Genomic DNA, 22,435 nt, shown 5'->3' on the forward strand with positions numbered 1-22,435 from the left:
ACGCTGATGCGGTGAGTGTCGAGCAACCGCCTGATCATGTGCTGGCGGGGTTCGGGTTGAGCGGAGTTCAACCTGTGCCGCTCGGGTCGAGCTGGGAGGGCGGCTGGCGCTGCGGCGAGGTCGTGCTGTCGATGGTCGCCGACCACGCGCGTGCAGCATGGTCGGCGAAGGTGCGCGAGACGCTGTTCGTCGACGGTGTGCGCCTGGCCAGGCCCGTGCGCTCGACCGACGGCCGCTACGTGGTGGCGGGCTGGCGCGCCGACACCTTCGTCGCGGGAACCCCGGAACCGCGTCACGACGAAGTGGTGTCTGCGGCCGTGCGGTTGCACGAGGCGACGGCCAAGCTCGAGCGTCCGCGTTTCCTGACTCAGCCACCGGTGGCGCCGTGGGCCGACGTCGACGTGTTCATCGCCGCCGACCGGGCCGCATGGGAAGAGCGTCCCCTGCACTCGCTGCCGCCGGGCGCGCGGGTGTCGCCCGGGTCTGCGGACGGTCAGAAGTCCGTCGAGCTGATCGGTCAGTTGGCCACACTGCGCAGGCCGACCAAGAGTCCCAGCCAGCTGGTCCACGGAGACCTCTACGGCACAGTGCTTTTCGCCGGTACGGCGGCCCCGGGAATCACCGACATCACGCCGTATTGGCGGCCGGCATCGTGGGCTGCCGGAGTGGTGGTCGTCGACGCGTTGTCATGGGGTGAGGCCGACGACGGGCTCATCGAACGGTGGAGCCCCCTGCCGGAATGGCCGCAGATGTTGTTGCGCGCGTTGATGTTCCGCCTCGCGGTCCACGCGCTGCATCCACGGTCGACGGCCGCGGCGTTTCCAGGCCTGGCGCGCACAGCCGCGTTGGTGCGCCTGGTCCTCTAACTCCAGTGCCGCCGAACGTGGGTTACCCGCACACAAAATGCGGCCTCGGCGTGTTATTACCCCACACTCGGCGCGGCTCAGAACTCGTGACGCACATCGCGCAGCGGGATCCGACCGTCCTCGGACAGCACACCTTCGGCCCGTAGCAACTCCAACTGCTGGGTGGTCAGGTGCGGTGCCGGGCGCCCCGAGGCGCGGATCACGCGATGCCAGGGCAGATCCGACGAATCGGTGCGCATGATCCAGCCGACGATCCGGGGGCTGGAAAGGCCCGCGACGTCGGCGATGTCGCCGTAGGTCGATACGCGTCCCGGCGGGATGGACGCGACGAGGGCGCGCACGGTCTCGACCTGTTCGTCGGTGATGGCCGCCATCTACCCGAGAGCCTTGCGGATCACCGCCGCCGTTTCGACGGGGAGCGCTTGAGCGACCATGTGGTCACAGTCGAAGTCGATGAGCGTGAGGTCGCGTTCGGGTGCCAGTCCCGCGAGCAGCTCTTCGGTGACATACGGCGGGCTGGTTCGGCTCGCCCGGACGAGAGTGGTGGGAATAGTGTTGGGCGGTAACGTGATTGGCCGGGCCAGCTCGCTCCAGTACGACATCATCGCCGGGATGCTGATGCGCCAGCCGACGCGCCCGTTGACCTGATCGTCGAGGTGCTCGTCGAGCTCGCGATCCAACTCCTCGGCGGGGACATCAGCCCATGAGCCGTAGGCCTTCTCGTCGCGCGCCTCGGCACGGTCGGTGTAGTCGGGTGAGGCCAGCATGTCTTCGGCGATATCGCGCATCCATCCGCCGTCCAGTCCCACCGCGGGGTCGAGCAGCACCAGCGCGGAGACCAGATCCGGACGGGATGCGGCCAGCTTCAGCGCCACGGCGCCGCCGAACGAATGCCCGACGACGACGGCGGGAACGTCGAGCAGTGCGGCCAGTGCCGCGACGTTGGCGTCGATGGTCCAGGGTGCGGCCCACGTCGAACGTCCATGACCCAGCAGGTCCGGTGCGGCAACCGCGAATTCGGCAAGGTGTCGCGTGGCCAGGGTCTGCCACCGTTGCCCGTGCCCGGTCAAGCCATGGATGGCCAGGACCTGTATCGGACCCGGCGGGCCGTATCGGTTCAGGTGCAGTGGTTCGCTCACTCCTGTGATGCTGCCAGCCGGTCGGTGCGGCTGACTTGTCGGACCCCCGTGGTGTTATTCGGGCATGTCCGCACCGCACACCGATCTGACGCCGACCGCGCTCACCGAACCCGGAATGCGCGGCGTGGTACGGGTGCTCGGGGGAGCCGGCACCGGTAAGAGCACTCTGCTCGTCGATGTCGCTGCGGCCCACATCGCGGCAGGCACCGACCCGGAATCGGTTCTGCTGCTGACGGGTTCGGCGCGCCTCGGCGTGCAGGCGCGCGCGGCGATCACGTCGGTACTGCTCGAGGCGGGCACCCGTGCGGTCGTTCGCGAACCATTGGTCCGCACGGTGCACTCCTACGCCTTCGCGGTGTTGCGTCTCGCCGCGCAGCGCAAGGGTGATCCGCCGCCGCGGTTGGTGACCAGTGCCGAACAGGACGGCATCATCCGCGAACTGCTCGCAGGCGATCTCGAAGACGGTGACCGGTCCGCCGTGGCGTGGCCCGCGCAGCTGCGGCCCGCGCTGAGCACCGTCGGCTTCGCCAACGAACTGCGTGACCTGTTGGCGCGCTGCACTGAACGCGGTGTGGATCCCGTCGAGCTGCAGCGCATCGGGCGGCGGGCCGGCCGACCCGAATGGCTGGCCGCCGGACAGTTCGCCCAGGCCTACGAACAGATCATGCTGCTGCGTTCGGCGGTCGGAATGGCCGCGCCGCAGGCCACCGTGCCCGCGCTGGGCGCCGCCGAACTGGTGGGTGCAGCGTTGGAAGCGCTGGCGACCGACGACGATCTGCTGGCCGCCGAGCGTGCACGCATCAAACTGCTCCTGGTCGACGACGCTCAACATCTGGATCCACAGGCGGCCCGCCTTGTCCGGGTGCTGTCAGTCGGTGCCGAGCTCTCCATCCTCGCCGGCGACCCGAACCAGTCGGTGTTCGGTTACCGCGGAGCCGATCCCGCGCTGCTGCGCGGCGACGAGCCGGTGCTCGCCCTCACTGAATCTCGCCGCTGCGCGCCCGCCATCGCACGGGCCATCACCGGCGTCGCTCAACGGCTTCCGGGTGCCGACGAGGCGCGCCGTGTCGACGGCGTCGACGGCGACCGCGGCTCGGTGTCGGTACGCATCGCGGCGTCGCCGCACGCCGAATCCGCGGTGATCGCCGATGCGCTGCGGCGGGCCCATCTGGTCGACGGGATCCCGTGGTCCCAGATGGCGGTGATCGTGCGATCGGTGCCGCGACTGGGATCCACCCTCGCACGTGCCCTCACCACGGCGGGCGTGCCCGTGGAGTTGCCGAACCCGACCGCGCCGCTGGCCGACCAGCCGGCGGTGCAGGCCCTGCTGACAGTGTTGGAGGCGACCGAACGCGAACTTGACGGGGCGCAGGCGCTGTCACTGCTGACCGGGCCCATCGGCCGGGTCGACCCCGTGTCGCTGCGGCAGCTGCGACGGGCGCTGCGTCGCCTGGACGGTTCTTCCCCGCCCCGCGAACTCGGCGATCTACTGGTCGACGCCCTGCAGGCCGACGCGGATACCGAGGGACTGTCCGCGGAACTCGCCCGGCCCCTGCGCCGGGTCGGCGCGGTGCTGTCCGCCGCGCGCCGCTCCGCGTCCGAGGGTGGCGATCCGCGATACACACTCTGGCAGGCGTGGCACCGGTCCGGTCTGCAGCGCCGCTGGCTCACGGTCAGCGAACGCGGCGGCGCAGCGGGCGCCCAAGCCGACCGCGATCTCGATGCCGTCACCGCCTTCTTCGACATCGCCGAGCAGTACGTGAATCGCACCGCAGGCGCATCGTTGCGCGGACTCCTCGATCACGTCAGCGCGCTCGGCCTGCCGTCTGCCTCGCGCGATGATCGCGCCACCGGCGACGCCGTTCCGGTGCTGAGCGCGCATGCGGCGCTCGGTGGCGAGTGGCAGTTCGTCGTGATCGCGGGATTGCAGGAAGGGCTGTGGCCCAACATGATCCCGCGCGGGGGCGTGCTGGGAACGCAGCAGCTGGTCGATGTGCTCGACGGGGTGGTGACGCCGAACGACAGGGCGGTCTCGACGCGCGCGCCGCTGCTGGCCGAGGAGCGCAGGCTGCTCATCGCGGCTATGGGCCGCACCCGCAACCGGCTGCTGGTGACCGCGGTCGACAGCGACTGCGGAGACGAGTCGATGCTGCCGTCGCCGTTCTGCTACGAATTGACCTCGCTGGTCACCGATCCCGATCCCGAGCCCCCGGTTCCGGTGCACGCACCGAAGGTGCTGGCGCCGACGGCCCTGGTCGGGCGTCTGCGCGCGGTGGTTTGCGCCCCGGCCGACGATGTCGAGGACGGCGTACGCGCCTGCGCGGCGGCACAACTGGCCCGGCTGGCGCAGGGTGGCGTACCCGGTGCCGATCCCGGCCAGTGGTACGCCACCACGCAGCTCTCCACCGACGAACCCCTGTGGTGCGGTGACGAGCACACCGTGACGTTGTCGCCGTCGACGCTGCAGATGCTGACGGACTGCCCGCTGCGCTGGCTGCTCGAACGCCACGGCGGCAACGACGTACGCGATGTGCGGTCGGCGATCGGCTCGCTGCTGCATGCATTGGTCGCCGATCCGGGCAAGACCCAGAATCAAATGCTCAACGACCTCGAAAGGGTGTGGGAAAAACTGCCGTTCGATGCGCAGTGGCATTCGGAGAACGAGTTGGAGCGCCACCGGTTGATGCTGTCGACGTTCGCGCAGTGGCGGGAGAAGAGCCGCGATCAGCTGACCGAGGCCGGTACCGAGGTCGACGTCGCGGGCGAGATGGTCAAACCGACCGGTGAGGGCCCCGGAGTGAGGATCCGCGGTCGGCTGGACCGGCTGGAACGCGACAGCGAGGGACGGCTGGTGGTCGTCGACGTCAAGACCGGCAAGAGCCCGGTCACCAAGGACGAGGCTCAGCGGCACGCCCAGCTCGCGATGTATCAGCTGGCCATCGCCGAAGGGCTGCTGCCGCAGGGGGAGGAGCCGGGCGGCGGCAAGCTGGTGTATCTCGGCAAAACCAGCGGCGGCAAGGCGGCCGAGCGTGAGCAAGACGCGCTGACGCCCGAGTCCCACGCGGCATGGCGGGCGAAGGTGCAGGGCGCGGCGGCAGCCACGCAGGGCCCGCAGTACGTCGCGCGGATCAACGACGGCTGCACACACTGCCCGGTGCAGAAGATGTGCCCGGCGCAGACGCCGGCCGGAGGTCAGCGGTGAACCCACGCTACAGCCCTGACGAACTCGCTTCGGCGCTCGGGCTTTTCGCTCCCACCGACGAGCAGGCCGCCGTGATCGCCGCGCCGCCGGGACCGTTGGTGGTCATCGCCGGCGCCGGGGCCGGCAAGACGGAGACGATGGCGGCCCGGGTGGTCTGGCTGGTGGCCAACGGCTATGCCAACCCGGGTGAGGTGCTCGGCCTGACGTTCACCCGTAAGGCGGCCGGACAGTTGCTGCGCCGCGTTCGCACCAGGCTGGCCAGGCTCGCGGGCGCGGGTCTCGTCCCCGCCGGCCCTGGACTTCCCGACATCATCGACGACCCGGCCACCGTCAGCACCTACCACGCGTTCGCCGGAAACCTGCTGCGCGAGCATGGCTTGCTGCTCCCCGTCGAACCGGACACCCGCCTGCTGACCGAGACCGAGATGTGGCAGTTGGCTTTCCGGGTGGTATGCGAACATCCGCAGCACCTCGACACCGACAAGACACCGGCCGCGGTGACGGCGATGGTGCTCCGGCTCGCGGGCCAACTCGCAGAACACCTCGTCGACACCGAGCAGTTGCGCGACACTCACCTCGAGCTCGAAAGGCTGGTGCACAACCTGCCCGCGGGCCCGTACCAGCGGGACCGCGGACCCAGCCAGTGGCTGCTGCGGCTGCTGGCCACCCAGACCGAACGCACACATCTCGTCCCGCTGATCGATGCGCTACACCGGCGGATGTGCGAGCAGAAGGTCATGGACTTCGGCATGCAGATGGCATCGGCCGCGCGGTTGGCGTCGACCTTCCCTCAGGTCGGCGAGCAGCTGAGAAACCGGTATCGGGTTGTGCTGCTTGACGAATACCAGGACACCGGCCACGCCCAGCGAGTGGCGCTGTCGGCGCTGTTCGGCGGCGGAGTGGATGACGAGCTGGCCCTGACCGCCGTCGGTGATCCGATCCAGTCGATCTACGGCTGGCGCGGTGCCTCAGCCACCAACCTGCCGCGGTTCACCACCGATTTCCCGTATTCCGACGGTCGCCCCGCGCCCACCCTGGAACTTCGCACCAGCTGGCGCAACCCGCCGGACACCCTGCATTTGGCGAACGCGGTGTCCGCTGAGGCGCGGCGGCGTTCCGTTGCCGTACGCGAGCTGCGGCCCAAGCCCAATGCGGCCCCGGGCACCGTCCGGTGTGCACTGCTGTCCGACGTGGTTTCCGAACGCGACTGGGTGGCAGACCATTTGGCCCGGATATACCATGAAGCGCGCGGTGGTGGTGTCGCCGCGCCGACGGCCGCGGTGTTGGTGCGGCGTAACGCCGATGCCGCACCGATCGCCGATGCGCTCACCGCGCGCGGCGTACCGGTCGAAGTCGTGGGCCTGGCCGGGTTGCTCGGGGTGCCCGAGGTCGCCGATGTGGTGGCGACGTTGCGGATGGTGGCCGATCCCACCGCCGGCGCCGCCGCCATGCGGGTGCTCACCGGGCCGCGCTGGCGGCTGGGCGGGCGTGACGTCACCGCGCTGTGGCGGCGCGCCGTCGAATTGGACGACGTCGGGGAGCCGGCGGACAGTGTCGCGGCGGACCGGGTCGTCGCGCAGGCCGCACCCGATGCCGACACCGCTTGCCTGACCGACGCCGTCGGCGATCCGGGTCCCGCCGCCGCGTACTCACCGGTGGGGTATGCCCGCATCGTTGAATTGGGCCGCGAACTGACCGCGCTGCGTGGGCATCTCACGCATCCGCTGCCCGAACTGGTCGCCGAGGTGCGGCGGGTGCTCGGGGTGGATACCGAGGTTCGGGCGGCACGGCGGGTTTCGGCCGGGTGGGCGGGCACCGAACATCTCGATGCATTCGCCGACGTGGTGGCAGATTTCGCGAGCCGTCCCGGCGCCACGGTCGCCGGCCTGCTGGCCTATCTCGATGCGGCCGAGCAGGTGGAGAACGGTCTGGCACCCGCGGAAGTCTCCGTCGCCGACGACCGCGTTCAGATCCTCACCGTGCACGCCGCCAAGGGGCTGGAATGGCAGGTGGTGGCGGTGCCACACCTCAGCGGCCGGGTGTTTCCGTCGACCGCGTCCACGCGGACCTGGCTCACCGACGCGGGCGACCTGCCACCGCTGCTGCGCGGCGATCGGGCAACGCTGTCGGAGCACGGTGTCCCGGTCCTGGACACCTCCGATGTCAATAATCGAAAGAAGCTGTCGGACAAGATATCTGACCATAAGGACAGCTTGGCGCAGCGTCGTATCGACGAGGAGCGACGGTTGTTGTACGTGGCGATCACCCGCTCGGAGGACACGCTGCTGTTGTCCGGCCATCACTGGGGAGCGACGGAGACCAAGCCGCGCGGTCCGTCGGCGTTCCTCGAGGAGCTCAAGGAGATCATCGAGCAAGCGGATGCGGACGGCGAACCCTGCGGCGTCGTCGAGCAGTGGACTCCCGCACCGGCCGACGGTGAACCCAACCCGTTGCGTGACAACGTCGTTGAGGCGGTCTGGCCGACTGACCCCGCCGGAGCCCGCCGCGACGACGTGGGTCGGGGGGCCGAACTCGTCACCAAGGCCATGTCGGGTGCGAAGGGCGACGCGGCCGCGGAGGGCGACGAGGGCTGGGCATCCGATGTCGACGCCCTGCTGGCCGAACGCAACCGGGCCGTCGAACGTCCGGTTCCTCCGTTGCCGGCACAGCTGTCGGTCAGCGCGCTGGTGGAACTAGGTCGCAACCCCGACCTGGTGGCACAGCAGCTGCGACGCCGGCTGCCCAGCCGACCGGATCCACATGCTTTACTGGGCACTGCTTTTCACGATTGGGTACAGCGCTTCTATCACGCCGATCGGCTCTTCGATCTCGATGATCTGCCCGGCGCCATGGATCGTGCGACCACCGTCGCCGACGAACTCGCCGAGCTACAGGCGGCCTTCGCGGTGTCGCCGTGGGCCGGCCGGACCCCGATCGATGTCGAGGTGCCGTTCGACATGGTGCTCGGCGGGCGGGTGGTGCGCGGACGGATCGACGCGGTCTTCGCCGACGACGACGGGGGTGCGACCGTCGTCGACTGGAAGACAGGTGACCCGCCGGACACGCCGGAAGCCAAGCAGCACGCAGCCGTTCAGCTCGCCGTCTACCGGCTGGCATGGGCCGCGCTCCAAGGCTGCCCGGTCGGATCGGTGCGCGCGTCGTTTCACTACGTGCGCAGCGGGCTGACCGCCACTCCCGACGATCTGCCCGGAACTGCCGACCTCCTGGCATTACTGGAAGGAGCTACTGCGGCTTAGTCGAGCGATAGATCTTGAGTGCCTCGGTGATCATCGGGATCTGCAAAGGCAGGCGGGCTATCGCCCCGATACGCATGGGGAGGGGCTTGGCAGGGTCTTTGAACCACAGCCGGACCATGTTCACGTTGCCGGGAAACACGCCGATGAACAAGGCGATGGCCGCCAGCGCGCCGAGGCGACGCGTCTTCGGCGCCAGCAGCAGGCCGCCCACCGCCAACTCACCGACGCCGGAGGCATAGGTGTAAAAACGCGCGCTGCCAGGCAGCTCCTCCGGGATGATCGTGTCGAACGGCTTGGGCGCCACAAAATGGAGGACGCCCATGCCGAGCAGGCCGGCGCCCATCAGGTGGGCTCGTTTGGGATTCGCGATCTGCTCGAGTTCGGGTGCGGGGGTGGTCATGGTTACATAATGACGTGCGGCGACTTCCAGCGATGATGGGTTCTGATGGCTAGGGGACGATTGCGCCGTCGGCTCAGCAGAATTAATCAGTCGCTCGACGATCGGCCGGTCCATTCGCTGGTCGACCGCGTCCAGATTCCCGAAGACGTGCCAAGCCCGTGGGCGCGTATCACCAAGCGGATTGTCATCGCGATGGGCGTGCTGTGTGCTGTCGTGCTCATCGTCTACGTCGACCGCGACGGCTATAGGGACACGCAGACCGACGGCCTTTCGCTACTGGATTGCTTCTATTACGCGACTGTTTCTCTGTCGACCACCGGGTACGGCGACATCACGCCCATCACGGAGGGCGCGCGGCTGGTCAACATCGTGATCATCACGCCGCTGCGCGTCGCATTCCTGATCGTGTTGATCGGTACCACGGTAGAGACGCTCACCACCGAATCGCGACAGGCATTCAAGATCCAGCAGTGGAGGAACAAGTTGCGCAACCACACCGTCGTCATCGGATACGGCACGAAGGGCCGGACGGCAGTCGCCGCGATGGTCGGCGATGAGATCGCTCCTGCCGACATCGTCGTCGTCGACGAGAACCCCGCCGCGCTGGAGCGCGCCAAGAGCGCCGGGCTGGTCACCGTGCGCGGCAGCGCCACGGACTCGGAAGTACTGCGGCTGGCCAGCGCGCAGCACGCCAAGGCGATCATCGTGGCCACCAATCGCGACGACACCGCTGTTCTCGTGACGCTGACTGCTCGCGAGCTGGCGCCGAACGCCAAGATCATCGCCGCAGTGCGGGAAGCCGAGAACCAGCACCTGCTCCAACAATCCGGCGCCGACTCGACGGTGGTGACATCTGAGACAGCGGGACGGCTGCTGGGCATTGCCGTCCAGACCCCGAGCGTTGTCGAGATGATGGAGGACCTGCTGACCCCCGATGCCGGCTTCGCGATCGCCGAACGCGAGGTGGGCCCGAAAGAGGTCGGCGGATCGCCGAAACACAACACCGACATCGTGCTCGGCGTTGTGCGAGACGGAAAGCTGATGCGTGTCGACGACGAGCGGGTCGACTCGCTCGAGAACGGCGACCGGCTGCTGTACATCCGCAGCGCGGACGCGGAGCGATGACCGGCGGGTTCCGGCTCCGCAACGTCCCGCTGCTGTCCCGCGTCGGCGCCGACCGGTCCGACACGCTGCGCACCGACGTCGACGCGGCGCTGGCTGGCTGGGCCGATGCCCGCGTGCTGCGGGTCGATCGCCGAAATCAGGTGCTGATCGCCAACGGCAGCGTCGTGCTGGGCAGGGCCGCCGACTTGGGTGCCAAGCCTCCCGAGAACGCCGTGTTCCTCGGGCGGCTCGCCGACGGTTCGCATGTGTGGGGGATCCGCGCGGCGCTGGAGGGGCCCGAGGACCCGCACATCGAAACCGAGGTACTCGACCTTCGTCGTGCGGGCCCGATCTTCGACGATGTCAGCGCTCAGCTGGTCGCGACCGCCACCGCCCTGCTGAATTGGCATGACAGCGCACGGTTCAGCGCCGTCGACGGCGCTCCCACTAAGCCGATCAGGGGCGGCTGGGCCAGGGCCAACGCCGCCGCCGGCCACGAGGAGTTTCCGCGCATCGACCCGGCGGTGATCTGTCTCGTTCATGACGGGCATGACCGCGCGGTGCTGGCCCGTCAGACGGTGTGGCCGGAGCGGCTGTTCTCGCTGCTGGCCGGGTTCGTCGAGGCGGGGGAGTCGTTCGAATCGTGTGTCGTACGCGAGATCGCCGAAGAGATCGGATTGCACGTCACCGATGTCCACTACCTGGGTAGCCAGCCGTGGCCGTTTCCGCGATCACTCATGGTCGGTTTCCACGCCATCGGGGATCCGGAGCAGGAGTTCTCGTTCAACGACGGCGAGATCGCGGAGGCGGCCTGGTTCACCAGAGACGAGGTCCGCGCCGCGCTGGCCGACGGGGACTGGAGTAGCGACTCGCCGTCACGCCTGCTGCTGCCCGGATCGATATCGATCGCCCGCGAAATCATCGAGTCCTGGGCGGCGCTGGACTAGCGGCCGAGCTTCTTCTTGACCTCGGCTCCGCTGGGGTTGGTCAGCGTCGAGCCGTCGGGGAACTTCAGCGTCGGCACCGTCTGGTTGCCGCCGTTCGCGGATGCGACGAACTCCGCGGCTGCGGGATCGGCCTCGATGTCGACCTCGGCGAACGCGATGCCCTCAGACTTCAGCACCTTCTTCAGGCGGACGCAATAGCCGCACCACGACGTGGTGTACATGGTCAACTCAGCACTCATAAAGCAGTCAACGTAGTCGATGCGCCGAACATGCCCGCGGCATGCCCCGGTTTTGTCGGCCCACCCTGACAAGATGGTCCGCATGCCGTTAGAGGTCGCATGCTCGAGCATCATCGATGACCTCGACGACGAGCAGCGCGAGGCCGTACTCTCCCCCCGCGGGCCAGTCTGCGTGCTGGCCGGCGCGGGCACCGGAAAGACGCGCACCATCACCCGTCGCATCGGCCACCTGGTATCCGCCGGGCACGTCGCACCGGGACAGGTGTTGGCGGTGACGTTCACCCAGCGCGCCGCCGGCGAGATGCGTGCCCGGCTGCGTGCCCTCGATGATGGAGTCGGCACCGCGTCGGTGCAGGCGATGACGTTTCACGCCGCGGCCCGCCGTCAGTTGGCGTATTTCTGGCCCCGCGTCGTCGGCGACACCGGATGGGAACTGCTGGACACGAAGTTCGCCGTCGTCGCACAGTCCGCCAACCGCGCCGGGCTCAATGCCGGCACCGACGACGTCCGCGACCTCGCGGGCGAAATCGAATGGGCCAAGGGTTCTTTGATCAGTCCGGAGACTTATCCCGCCGCCGTCGCGAAGGCAGGACGTGACATCCCCTTCGACGCGGCCAAGGTCGCGGCGGTGTACGCGGGATACGAGACGCTCAAGGCCCGCCGCGACGGGACAGCGCTACTGGACTTCGATGATCTGCTGTTGCACACCGCCGCCGCCATCGAGAACGACGCGGCGGTGGCCCAGGAGTTCCGCGATCGGTACCGCTGTTTCGTGGTCGACGAGTACCAGGACGTCACACCGCTGCAGCAGCGTGTGCTCGACGCATGGCTGGGCGACCGCGACGACCTCACCGTCGTCGGCGATGCCAACCAGACGATCTACTCGTTCACCGGCGCCACACCGCAGTACCTGCTCGACTTCTCGCGGCGCTTTCCCGACGCCGCGGTGGTCCGGCTGGAGCGCGACTACCGCTCCACCCCGCAGGTGGTGTCGCTGGCCAACCGCGTCATCGCCGCGGCCCGCGGTCGGATGGCCGGCAGCAAGCTGCACCTGGTCGGCCAGCGCGACCCCGGCCCGGTGCCCACGTTCGCCGAACACCGTGACGAGGTGGCTGAGGCCGCCGCCGTCGCCAAGAGCATCAAGCGACTCATCGAATCGGGTACCGAAGCCGCCGAGATCGCGGTGCTGTACCGCATCAACGCGCAGTCCGAGGTCTACGAGGAGGCGCTGACCGAGGCGGGCATCCCGTTCCAAGTGCGCGGCGGCGAGGGCTTCTTCAGCCGCCAGGAGATCCGCCAATCGCTGGTGGCGTTGCAGCGCGCCGCCGACCGCGATGTCGACGGACCATTGCCGGAGATCGTCCGCGCGGTGCTGGAGCCGCTGGGCCTGACCGCAGAACCGCCGGCCGGCACCAAAGCGCGCGAGCGGTGGGAGGCGCTGACCGCGCTCGCCGAACTCGTCGACGAGGAGGTCGCGCAGCGCCCGTCCCTGGACCTGCGCGCTCTGCTCGTCGAGCTTCGGCAGCGCGCCGACGCCCGGCACCCGCCCGTCGTCCAGGGCGTCACGCTCGCGTCGCTGCATGCCGCCAAGGGTCTGGAGTGGGACGCGGTGTTCCTCGTCGGTCTCGCCGACGGCACGCTGCCGATCTCCCATGCATTGGCGCACGGGCCGGACAGCGAGCCGGTCGAAGAGGAACGTCGGCTGCTCTACGTCGGAATCACAAGGGCGCGAATACATTTGGCGCTGAGCTGGGCGCTGGCCAGGGCTCCTGGTGGGCGGCAGAGTCGTAAACCGTCGCGGTTCCTCAACGGCGTCGCCCCGCAGGCGTCGGCCGACAGCAGCCCCAGCAAGCCGCGTCGGCCCAAGGGCGCTGCGCCGCGCTGCCGTGTGTGCAACGCCGCCCTGACGGCCCCTGCGGCGATCGTGTTACGACGCTGCGAGGGGTGCCCGTCCGACATCGACGAGAACCTGCTCGCGGAGCTCAAGGACTGGCGGCTGCGCACCAGCAAGGAGTTGAGCGTGCCTGCGTACGTGGTGTTCACCGACAACACGTTGATCGCGATCGCCGAGACGTTGCCGGGCGACGACGCCGCGCTCGTGGCGATTCCCGGCATCGGTGCGCGCAAGCTCGAGCAGTACGGCGCCGACGTCCTCGCGTTGGTGAAAGGCCGCCAATCATCGTAAAAATCGTGCCAAAGCCGCAGGTCAGAAAATCAGTTGTCAGTTTTCCCTGTTACGCTTAGCCTCGAGATCGCACACCCCAGCCCTGTGATTTGTCGTGTGAAAGGAGGGTTCCGAGAACATGTCGAGCATCAATGCGTTTGACGCCGTAGGCATCGCCGGCGGTTCGTGGACCCTCCGTGTCCCCGCTGCCGCTGAGCATCCCGCCATGGCGTACGTCGCCGCGGGTGCCGCAGCTGCTATTTCCCCGCAGCGCAAGCGCCGCACCGCCACCGCGACTGAAGAGTCCGTGAATCGGGGCACCATCTAGGAACGCCACGATTTCGCCCCAAGGCCACGGACCCGCAGTCACCGGATCCGTGGCCAAAGTCTTTTGGGAGTCAGTTCGACACCGAAAGCCCTGGTCAGGATCCATCGAAAAGACCGATGAGATACGAAACCGACGACCAGGAAGCTGAGGTACGAGCCATGTCACTTGCGATGAACGCTCGCGCGAAGAGCGTCCAAACGCAGACATGCCGACAACGGACGAAGCTGGCGGTGCCCTGTCACCTGAACGACCCCGACCTGTGGTTCGCCGAGAGCCCGGTCGAATTGGAACGCGCCAAGTCGCTGTGTGCCGAATGCCCGATCCGGCGCGAGTGCCTGGCGGCCGCGCTCGAGCGCGCGGAACCGTGGGGCGTCTGGGGTGGCGAGATCTTCGATCGCGGCATCATCATCGAGCGCAAGCGCCCACGGGGCCGCCCGCGCAAGAACACCGAGGACAGCCCGGCAGCGGCGTGAGCCCTGCCGGGTTGCCCCGGGCCCAATCGCAGGATCAGGCCGCTTCGTCGGCGAAGCCCGGAATCAGCTCTGTCGCAAGTCGTTTGGCTGGAACATACGCGTCGAGCTGACACGCGATCGCAACATTGGACGCGATCACCCGCATCGGGATCGCCAGCTTGGACGGAATGTCCATCTGTCGCGCGGCCTTGAGCTGGCCCGCGGCGCGGTCGGGCGAAAGGTTCCCCACAGTGTTCCGCTGCAGCCATTTGCGCGTGTAGTGGAAGACCTCAACCTCGAGTGGCTCCACGTACTGCTTCATCATCTCGTCCATCTCGCGTTTGGACACATGCTCGCCCTTCTGGACGAAACCGATCGCCTGCATGGCCGCCAGCAGGTTGTCGTACTCATCGTTGAGCGCGTAACGCGTGGCCATACCGATTTCGGGAGGTATACCGCCCGGCATCGGCGCAACCGCACCGAAGTCGATGACACCCATTTTTCCGTCGGGCAACAGCATGAAATTTCCCGGATGCGTGTCGCCGTGCATCATCTCGAGACGCTTCGGCGCGTCGTAGGTCAGCTCGAACAATCGGGTGGCCATCAAGTCGCGCTGTTCCTGGGTGCCCTCGCGAATAATCACCGACATCGGGACACCTTCGATCCATTCCTGGATCACCACCTTGGGTGCGCTGGCCACGATGTGCGGGACCACGAAGCGAGGGTGCCCGTCATAAGCTTTAGCGAACGCGCGTTGGTTGTCCGCCTCCAGCCGGTAGTCGAGTTCCATCTCCGTGCGTTCGATCAGCTCATCGACAACGCCTTGGATATCGGCTCCAGGGGCGAGCTGCTTGAATACGCTGACCAACCGCTGAATGGTCTTGAGGTCGGCGCGCAGCGCCTCGTCGGCTCCCGGGTACTGGATCTTGACCGCGACCTCGCGGCCGTCGGCCCACACTGCCTTGTGCACCTGACCGATGCTGGCCGACGCGACGGCCTTGTCGTCGAAAGAGGTCAACCGATCGCGCCACTTGGTGCCAAGTTGTCCGTCGAGGACGCGGTGCACCTTGGCGGCGGGTAGCGGCGGGGCCTCTCGCTGCAGTTTGGTCAGCGCTTCGCGGTACGGCTTGCCGTATCGCTCGGGGATGGCGGCCTCCATGACCGACAACGCCTGGCCGACCTTCATGGCGCCGCCCTTGAGCTCGCCCAGAACGGTGAACAGCTGCTGGGCGGCCTTGTCCATCAGCTCCGCGTTGACCTCGTCTTTGTCTTTGCCGGTCAGCCGTTTACCGAAGCCCAGCGCGGCCCGACCGGCCATGCCGGCACCCAGTCCCGCCAGCTTGGCGTTGCGCGCCGCTCGACCGCGTTTGATCTCGCTCACCAGACCATCATCCCTGACGATGCTGAGCGCACCACGGCGACTTGCCTACGAGCGTTGTCAGCAGCCGCAGCGTGGATGCCTCGGCCAATGGCGCGCAGCGATGGTGCCGACGTTCACGTCGAACTCCAGGGTGGTGTTCAACGTCGAGGGCGGCTCGGCAGTGTCGGCCATGTCAAGGCCGCCGTGCACCGCGCGCACGACGCGCTCGACCTGGTTGAGCGCCAGCGCCGCGGTTGCCAGCACCGTCGCCCGGTCGGCGCTGCCGACGGCGTCGCGTAGCTGTGCAGCGACCGCCGGCCAGGCCGAATCCCGGTCGCTGCGATGCAGATCCGCGCATTCTAGGCAGGAGGTCACCCCGGGTAGCACCAACGGTCCGACGAGGCCGACACCGTCGCGCACCCGCACCGGAAGATAGGGCACCCCGTCGGCGTGCAGGTCACGCACCACCCGCGGGTCTGACACCAGGAAGTCGGTCAGCACCGCCAAGTCGGCGGGTGCACCGGCATGTGGGCGGCTGCTCTGCGTGATGAGGGCGCCCGAGCACCGCAGCGCCGAGGCGAGCAGGTCCGACAGCGGACCTCGGCCGTGGATTCGGATGGACGCGGCCCGGGTGCGTCCTCGGGACGTGCTCGTTACGACCGCGGCGTCGACCAGCGACGAGACCAGCTCCGCCACGACGTGGGTTCCGATCCCGTCGGCGTGTTCGTCGAGCTGCGCGAGGGTCGCGCCGGACTGCAGGCGGCGCAGCAGATCAGCCAGCGTGCGTGCGGTCATTCCCGTCGGTGGACGGACCAGGACCGCCCGCCGTGGATCCCAGCCCACCTGCACGGCGCCGTCGGGTCGCAACAGCACCGGTCTCGCGGGGTCGAGGACGTATCCCGCCATGCGAGGAGTGTGGCACGTCGGCGGCCAAACGCCGCCGAGTTATCCACAGGCGCCGAATCAGCGCTCGGAATCGTCTGTGCCCGAGTCTTTTTCGAGATCAGCCAGCGCCTGGTCGATGCCGCTGGTGTCACCGCCGATCATGCGGTCGATGAAGCCGGCCGGCTCGTCGAGGTCCTCCGCGCTGGGCAGCAGGTCGGGGTGCTGCCACACCCCGTCGCGGGCGTCGGAGCCGGCGGCCTCGGTGAGCCGCTCCCACAACGCCGCGGCCTCGCGCATCTTGCGCGGCCGCAGTTCGAGGCCGACGAGGGTGGCGAAGGTCTGTTCGGCCGGCCCGCCGGTGGCGCGTCGTCGACGCAATGTCTCCGACAGCGCCGACGTGCCAGGGATCCGGTCGCCCAGCGCATCGGTGACGACGGTCTGCACCCAACCCTCGATCAGCGCGAGCAGCGTCTCGAGCCGTTCGAGGGCGGCGGTCTGCTCCGGCGTCGCCTTCGGTTCGAACATGCCCTGGCTCAACAGCTGTTCCATCTGCGCCGGGTCGGTCAGCGCCGCGGGGTTGAACCCCTGCGCGAGCTCCTCGAGTCCGCTCATGTCGATCTTCATGCCCTTGGCGAACGCCTCGACGGCGTTCATCAGCTGGCTCGACAGCCACGGCACGTGACTGAACAGGCGGTGATGCGCGGCCTCGCGCGCCGCAAGGAACGTGATGATCTCGCTACGCGGCTGCTCGAGCCCCTCGGTGAGCGATTCGACGGCGGCAGGCATAAGGGCCGCAACGCCTTTGGGGCCCAAGGGCAATCCGATGTCGGTGGACGTCAGGACTTCCTTCGACAAGGTGCCCAGCGCCTGACCCAGCTGCGAGCCGAAGGCCATGCCGCCCATCTGCGTCATCATCGACAGCAGCGGCCCGGCCATGGACTTCGCCTCTTCGGGCAGCGATGACGCCCACACCGTGGAGATCTGCTCGGCCACCGGATCGCAGAGTCGTTTCCACGTGTCGAGCGTGTTGTCGACCCAGTCGGTGGGCGTCCATGCCACGGCCTTGGTGGTGCCGGCAGGCAGTGCCGTCGCGCCGTCGAGCCAAGTCTCGGCCAGGTGGACGGCGTCGGAGATGGCCGAGCTGGTGTTCTCGCTGACCGGTGCGACGAAGCCGATCGAGCTCGACGCCAGCTGGCGGGCCAGGTCATAGTTCACGGGGCCCGACTTGGTGCCGTCGGCCATGACGTTGCCGGCACCGCTGAACATCTCGCCGAGGCGGCTGAAGATCTGACCCAGCTGGGACATGTCGAACTCGGAACCGCCCGCGAACCCCATGCCGAACGGGTCGCCGGGCGTGGGGCCGCCGGCATCGCCGGACCCCGAGTCCGGGTCCTTCTTACGTTTGTCTCGCTCGGGGTCGTCCCCGGGGGAGAAGCCGAAAGGCAGGTCAGCCATGCCCCCAACGGTACTCACAGGTGCCGCGTCATGTGAGAAGGCAGGTCACGCCGAGAGCGAAGTCCTGGCCAACCTTTACATTGGGCGGCGTGAACAGGCGCATTTTGACGTTGCTCGTCGCGCTGGTCCCGATTATCGCGTTCGGACTCGTGCAGTCGGTGGTGACGGTGCCGTTCGTGTCGCTGGGGCCCGGGCCGACGTTCGACACACTCGGTGAGGTCGACGGCAAGGACGTCGTCGACATCGAGGGCACCGAGGTCCATCCGACATCGGGACACCTGAACATGACCACGGTGTCTCAGCGCGACCAGTTGACTCTCGGTCAGGCGCTCGTGCTGTGGATGTCGGGCCGAGAACAACTGGTGCCGCGCGATCTGGTGTACCCGCCGGACAAGTCGAAGGACGAGGTCGACGAAGCCAACAACACCGACTTCCGTCAGTCCGAGGACAGCGCCGAATACGCCGCACTGCTCTACCTGAAGTACCCGATGGCTGTGACGGTCGAATCGGTCACCGAGGACGGTCCGTCGGCGGGCAAGCTGGAGGACGGCGATGCGATCGACTACGTCAACGGAAAGCCGGTGGCCGACCTCGACGCCTTCCAGGCGCTGATCAAGGACACGAAACCGGGTGATCAGGTGGTCTTGGATTACCGCCGCAAGAACGGTGACCTCGGCGCTGCGACCATCACGCTGGGTAAACATCCGGACAAAGACCAGGGTTACCTCGGGATCGGAGTGCTCGACGCGCCGTGGGCGCCATTCACCGTCGAATTCAACCTGGCCAACATCGGCGGGCCGTCCGCCGGGTTGATGTTCAGCCTCGCGGTCGTCGACAAACTCACCACCGGGGACCTCAACGACGGCAAGTTCGTCGCGGGTACCGGAACCATCACCGGCGACGGCAAGGTGGGCGCGATCGGCGGCATCACGCACAAGATGCTGGCCGCCAGGGACGCGGGGGCCACCATTTTCCTGGTCCCCGCCGACAACTGCGAGGAAGCCAAGACCGCCCATCAGGACGGACTGGAACTGGTCAAGGTCGAGAACCTCGATGGGGCCGTCGCCGCGCTCAAGACCCTCTCAGCCGGTGGCGAACGCCCCGCATGCTGAGCGAACGCTGTCCGACGCATGCGTAGAGTTGGGTCACGTCGGCCAAGACGTTTGGGAACGGTTAGAAACTGGAGTTGACGAGTGGGTATGCGGCCAGCGGCAAGAATGCCGAAGCTGACACGACGTAGCCGGGTCCTCATCGCGATTGCCGCGGTAGTCGTCCTGATCCTGCTGTTCGGGACGCGCCTGATCGATACATACGTCGAGTGGCTGTGGTTCGGCGAGCTCGGATACCGCTCGGTGTTCACGACTCAGCTGTTCACCCGCCTTGTGGTGTTTCTGATCGCGGCGGTGCTGATCGGCGCGATCGTTTTCGCGGGGCTGGCGCTGGCGTATCGCACCCGGCCGGTGTTCGTCCCGACCACCGGCCCCAACGACCCGGTCGCGCGCTACCGCACCGCCGTTATGTCTCGGCTGCGGCTCGTCGGCATCGGTGTCCCGGCGTTCATCGGCGTCCTCGCGGGCATTGTGGCGCAGAGCTATTGGACCCGCATCCAGCTGTTCCTGCACGGCGGCAGCTTCGGGATCACCGACCCGCAGTTCGGTATGGACCTCGGCTTCTACGCCTTCGATCTGCCGTTCTATCGGCTGGTTTTGAGTTTCCTGTTCGTCGCGACGTTCCTCGCCTTCATCGCAAACCTGGTGGGCCACTACCTCTTCGGCGGTATTCGGTTGTCCGGTCGCAGCGGAGCGCTCACCCGCGCGGCGCGCATTCAGCTGATCACGTTGGTCGGCGTCTTGATGCTGCTCAAGGCTGCCGCGTACTGGCTGGACCGCTATGAGCTGTTGAGCCATACCCGCGGCGGTAAGCCATTCACCGGTGCGGGCTACACCGACATCAACGCGGTGCTGCCGGCGAAGCTCATCCTGATGGCCATCGCGGTCATCTGCGCGGCGGCCGTCTTTTCGGCGATCGTGTTGCGTGACTTGCGGATCCCCGCCATCGGCGTGGTCTTGCTGCTGTTGTCGTCGCTGGTGATCGGCGCCGGGTGGCCGTTGGTGGTCGAACAGTTCAGCGTCAAACCGAACGCGGCGCAGAAGGAAAGCGAATACATCAGTCGAAGTATCGCCGCGACCAGACAGGCGTACGGGCTGACCGACGAGACGGTCACGTATCGCGATTACAGCGGAGATGCGCAGACGACGGCTCAGCAGGTGGCCAATGACCGTGCGACGACGTCGAACATCCGGCTGCTCGATCCGACGATCGTCAGCCCGGCGTTCACGCAGTTCCAGCAGGGCAAGAACTTCTACTACTTCCCCGACCATCTGGCGATGGACCGCTACACGGGCCGGGATGGAAACCTGCGTGACTTCGTCGTTGCCGCCCGCGAACTCAATCCCGACCGGCTGATCGACAACCAGCGCGACTGGATCAACCGGCACACCGTGTACACGCACGGCAACGGCTTCATCGCCTCGCCGGCCAACACCGTTCGCGGAGTCGCCAATGACCCCAACCAGAACGGTGGGTACCCCGAGTTCCTCGCGAGTGTCGTCGGCGCGAACGGCAGCGTCGTCTCGCCCGGACCCGCGCCGTTGGATCAGCCGCGGATCTATTTCGGTCCGGTGATCGCCAACACAGCAGCCGATTACGCGATCGTCGGGTTGAACGGTGGTCCCCGTGAATACGACTACGAGACGAACACCGAGACCAAGAACTACACCTACACCGGCACGGGCGGTGTGCGGATTGGTAACTGGCTGGCGCGCAGCGTGTTTGCGGCTAAGTACACCCAAGGGGCATTCCTGCTCAACCGTGACATCGGTGAGAACAGCAAGATCCTGTTCAATCGTGATCCGGCCGAGAGGGTCGAGGCGGCGGCCCCGTGGCTGACCACCGACACCACCATGTACCCCGCCATCGTGAACAAGAAGATGGTGTGGATCGTGGACGGCTACACCACGCTCGACAACTACCCGTACTCGCAGTTGACGACCCTTTCGAGCGCCACGGCGGACTCCAGCGAGGTGGCCGTCAACCGCCTGCAGGTGGACAAACAGGTGTCTTACATCCGTAACTCGGTGAAGGCGACGGTCGACGCATACGACGGCACTGTGACGCTGTATGCGCAGGACGAGAGCGATCCGGTGCTGCAGGCCTGGATGAAGGTGTTCCCGGGCACCGTCAAGCCCAAGAGCGACATCAGCCCCGAACTGCAACAGCACCTGCGTTACCCCGAGGATCTGTTCAAGGTTCAGCGCGCGTTGTTGGCCAAGTACCACGTAGACGATCCCGTGACGTTCTTCTCGACGTCGGATTTCTGGGACGTTCCGCTGGATCCGAACCCCACGGCCAGCAGCTATCAGCCGCCGTACTACATCGTTGCCAAAAACCTTGCAAGCAACAATAATTCGGCGTCCTTCCAGCTCACCAGCGCGATGAACAGGTTCCGCCGAGACTTCCTGGCGGCCTACATCAGCGCCAGTTCGGACCCCGACACCTACGGCAAGCTCACCGTGCTGACCATTCCCGGCCAGGTGAACGGACCGAAGCTGGCGTTCAACGCGATCAGCACGGACACCGCGGTGAGCCAGGATCTCGGTGTCATCGGACGTGACAACCAGAACCGCATCCGGTGGGGCAATCTGCTCACGTTGCCGGTGGCCCAGGGTGGTCTGCTTTACGTCGCACCCGTTTACGCATCTCCAGGCGCTAGCGACGCCGCGTCGTCGTACCCCCGCTTGATCCGGGTGGCGATGATGTACAACGACAAGGTCGGTTACGGCCCCACGGTGCGCGACGCGCTGACCGAGCTGTTCGGGCCGGGTGCCGATGCCACCGCCACCGGCCCCGCGCCGACGGGTCCGGTTAACGGGCAGTCGCCGGCGGCCACGCCGGCCACCGATGGGCAGCCGCCGGCTGCGCAGCCGCCGGGGACTCAGCGCCCGCCTGAGGCGCAGGTTCCGGCAGCGGCCGTGCCGCCGGGTGGTCCCGTGCAGTTGTCGGCGGCCAAAGCCGCAGCGCTGCAAGATATCAACGCGGCGCTGGAAGCCCTGCAGGGCGCCCAGACGGGTGGCAACTTCGCGGAGTACGGCGAGGCCCTGCAACGCCTCGACGACGCGGTGGAGAAGTACCAGTCAACTCGCTGAGCACTCGATTTGGAGGTGCACCGGCGCCTTGGGTAACCTTGCGTTCACCCGTCGCGGGGTGGAGCAGCTCGGTAGCTCGCTGGGCTCATAACCCAGAGGTCGCAGGTTCGAATCCTGTCCCCGCTACTAACTGATGTCGCATGACATCGGAATAGCCGCGGACCTACTTTAGGTCTGCGGTTTTTCCGTTTGAGCCCTTCGGGCCTTGGGGCGGCCGGTGGTTTGGTGGTGCAGGCGACCGCTGACGCGCAAGGTGATTGATCCTGCTTGGTCGAAGGCGTCGAGTTGGGTTTGTAGCTCGTTGATGGTGGCGGTGGGGTTGGCCGGTGAGCCATCGTTTCAGCGTGTGGTAGAAGCGTTCGATGCTCCTATGTTTGTCAAGCCGCGTTCGAGTTGGCTTTGTCGGCGAGTGAGTCTGTCTGGGCGCGTGGG

Annotated in this window: 17 protein-coding genes and 1 tRNA gene; 11 read left to right on the forward strand and 7 right to left on the reverse strand. The window is 67.4% G+C overall.

The window, feature by feature from the left end:
* The first annotated feature begins 11 nt into the window (after positions 1-11).
* Positions 12-866, forward strand: a complete 855-nt coding sequence (locus BST47_RS08620; protein ID WP_083125057.1) for a TIGR02569 family protein — start codon at positions 12-14, stop codon at positions 864-866.
* Between the two features lie 77 nt (positions 867-943).
* On the opposite strand, the gene BST47_RS08625 is transcribed toward BST47_RS08620, so the two are convergent.
* Together BST47_RS08625 and BST47_RS08630 are read right to left on the reverse strand one after the other, a co-directional pair.
* Positions 944-1,240: an MGMT family protein gene (locus BST47_RS08625; RefSeq protein ID WP_083125058.1), complete on the reverse strand. Its 297-nt coding sequence runs from the start codon at positions 1,238-1,240 to the stop codon at positions 944-946.
* On the reverse strand, positions 1,241-2,005 hold the full coding sequence (locus tag BST47_RS08630; protein ID WP_083125059.1) for an alpha/beta fold hydrolase: 765 nt from the start codon (positions 2,003-2,005) through the stop codon (positions 1,241-1,243). It lies immediately after the preceding gene.
* A 64-nt stretch (positions 2,006-2,069) separates the two neighbouring features.
* Between BST47_RS08630 and BST47_RS08635 the strand changes: the two genes are divergently transcribed.
* Complete coding sequence (locus tag BST47_RS08635) at positions 2,070-5,207, forward strand: ATP-dependent helicase (protein WP_083125060.1); 3,138 nt, start codon at positions 2,070-2,072, stop codon at positions 5,205-5,207.
* Positions 5,204-8,464 (forward strand): ATP-dependent helicase, encoded by a 3,261-nt coding sequence (locus BST47_RS08640; RefSeq protein ID WP_107528913.1) that lies wholly within the window; start codon positions 5,204-5,206, stop codon positions 8,462-8,464. Before BST47_RS08635 ends, BST47_RS08640 begins: the two co-directional genes overlap by 4 nt.
* Here the strand turns inward: BST47_RS08640 and BST47_RS08645 are convergent.
* Positions 8,451-8,864, reverse strand: a complete 414-nt coding sequence (locus BST47_RS08645; protein ID WP_083125062.1) for a DoxX family protein — start codon at positions 8,862-8,864, stop codon at positions 8,451-8,453. The two genes, BST47_RS08640 and BST47_RS08645, sit on opposite strands and share 14 nt — an antisense overlap.
* Positions 8,865-8,909: 45 nt before the next feature.
* Between BST47_RS08645 and BST47_RS08650 the strand changes: the two genes are divergently transcribed.
* Positions 8,910-9,989: a potassium channel family protein gene (locus tag BST47_RS08650; RefSeq protein ID WP_083125063.1), complete on the forward strand. Its 1,080-nt coding sequence runs from the start codon at positions 8,910-8,912 to the stop codon at positions 9,987-9,989.
* Entirely contained in the window at positions 9,986-10,915 is a 930-nt protein-coding gene (gene nudC, locus BST47_RS08655; RefSeq protein ID WP_083125064.1) for an NAD(+) diphosphatase, read from the forward strand. The genes BST47_RS08650 and nudC overlap by 4 nt, the downstream gene beginning before the upstream one ends.
* Here nudC and BST47_RS08660 read toward each other — a convergent pair.
* Positions 10,912-11,154: a mycoredoxin gene (locus tag BST47_RS08660; protein WP_083125065.1), complete on the reverse strand. Its 243-nt coding sequence runs from the start codon at positions 11,152-11,154 to the stop codon at positions 10,912-10,914. The two genes, nudC and BST47_RS08660, sit on opposite strands and share 4 nt — an antisense overlap.
* 73 nt (positions 11,155-11,227) lie before the next feature.
* On the opposite strand from BST47_RS08660, the gene BST47_RS08665 reads away from it, so the two are divergent.
* The 3 genes from BST47_RS08665 to BST47_RS08675 all read left to right on the forward strand — a co-directional run bounded on the left by BST47_RS08665 (position 11,228) and on the right by BST47_RS08675 (position 14,119).
* Entirely contained in the window at positions 11,228-13,339 is a 2,112-nt protein-coding gene (locus BST47_RS08665) for an ATP-dependent DNA helicase UvrD2 (protein ID WP_107528893.1), read from the forward strand.
* Positions 13,340-13,457: 118 nt separating this feature from the next.
* Positions 13,458-13,646: a hypothetical protein gene (locus BST47_RS08670; RefSeq protein ID WP_083125066.1), complete on the forward strand. Its 189-nt coding sequence runs from the start codon at positions 13,458-13,460 to the stop codon at positions 13,644-13,646.
* 170 nt (positions 13,647-13,816) lie between these two features.
* Complete coding sequence (locus BST47_RS08675; RefSeq protein ID WP_272937633.1) at positions 13,817-14,119, forward strand: WhiB family transcriptional regulator; 303 nt, start codon at positions 13,817-13,819, stop codon at positions 14,117-14,119.
* A gap of 34 nt (positions 14,120-14,153) precedes the next feature.
* Here the strand turns inward: BST47_RS08675 and BST47_RS08680 are convergent, their stop codons facing one another.
* The 3 genes from BST47_RS08680 to BST47_RS08690 are packed head-to-tail and all read right to left on the reverse strand — an operon-like array spanning position 14,154 to position 17,798.
* Positions 14,154-15,479 carry a macrolide-binding ATPase MABP-1 gene (locus BST47_RS08680; protein ID WP_207568562.1) on the reverse strand — a complete coding sequence of 442 codons (1,326 nt, stop codon included), beginning with the start codon at positions 15,477-15,479 and terminating at the stop codon, positions 14,154-14,156.
* 57 nt (positions 15,480-15,536) lie between these two features.
* Positions 15,537-16,364, reverse strand: coding sequence for a bacteriocin biosynthesis cyclodehydratase domain-containing protein (locus BST47_RS08685; RefSeq protein ID WP_083125068.1), 828 nt, complete (start codon positions 16,362-16,364; stop codon positions 15,537-15,539).
* 57 nt (positions 16,365-16,421) lie between these two features.
* Positions 16,422-17,798 carry a zinc-dependent metalloprotease gene (locus BST47_RS08690; protein ID WP_083125069.1) on the reverse strand — a complete coding sequence of 459 codons (1,377 nt, stop codon included), beginning with the start codon at positions 17,796-17,798 and terminating at the stop codon, positions 16,422-16,424.
* 89 nt (positions 17,799-17,887) lie between these two features.
* On the opposite strand from BST47_RS08690, the gene BST47_RS08695 reads away from it, so the two are divergent.
* The 3 genes from BST47_RS08695 to BST47_RS08705 all read left to right on the forward strand — a co-directional run bounded on the left by BST47_RS08695 (position 17,888) and on the right by BST47_RS08705 (position 22,129).
* Positions 17,888-18,910 carry a YlbL family protein gene (locus tag BST47_RS08695; RefSeq protein ID WP_083125070.1) on the forward strand — a complete coding sequence of 341 codons (1,023 nt, stop codon included), beginning with the start codon at positions 17,888-17,890 and terminating at the stop codon, positions 18,908-18,910.
* Positions 18,911-18,991: 81 nt separating this feature from the next.
* Complete coding sequence (locus BST47_RS08700; RefSeq protein WP_083125071.1) at positions 18,992-22,003, forward strand: UPF0182 family protein; 3,012 nt, start codon at positions 18,992-18,994, stop codon at positions 22,001-22,003.
* A 52-nt stretch (positions 22,004-22,055) separates the two neighbouring features.
* Positions 22,056-22,129, forward strand: a tRNA-Met gene (locus BST47_RS08705).
* Positions 22,130-22,435 lie beyond the last annotated feature (306 nt).

The organism is Mycolicibacterium tusciae, from assembly GCF_002086795.1.
Classification (GTDB): Bacteria; Actinomycetota; Actinomycetes; order Mycobacteriales; family Mycobacteriaceae; genus Mycobacterium; species Mycobacterium tusciae.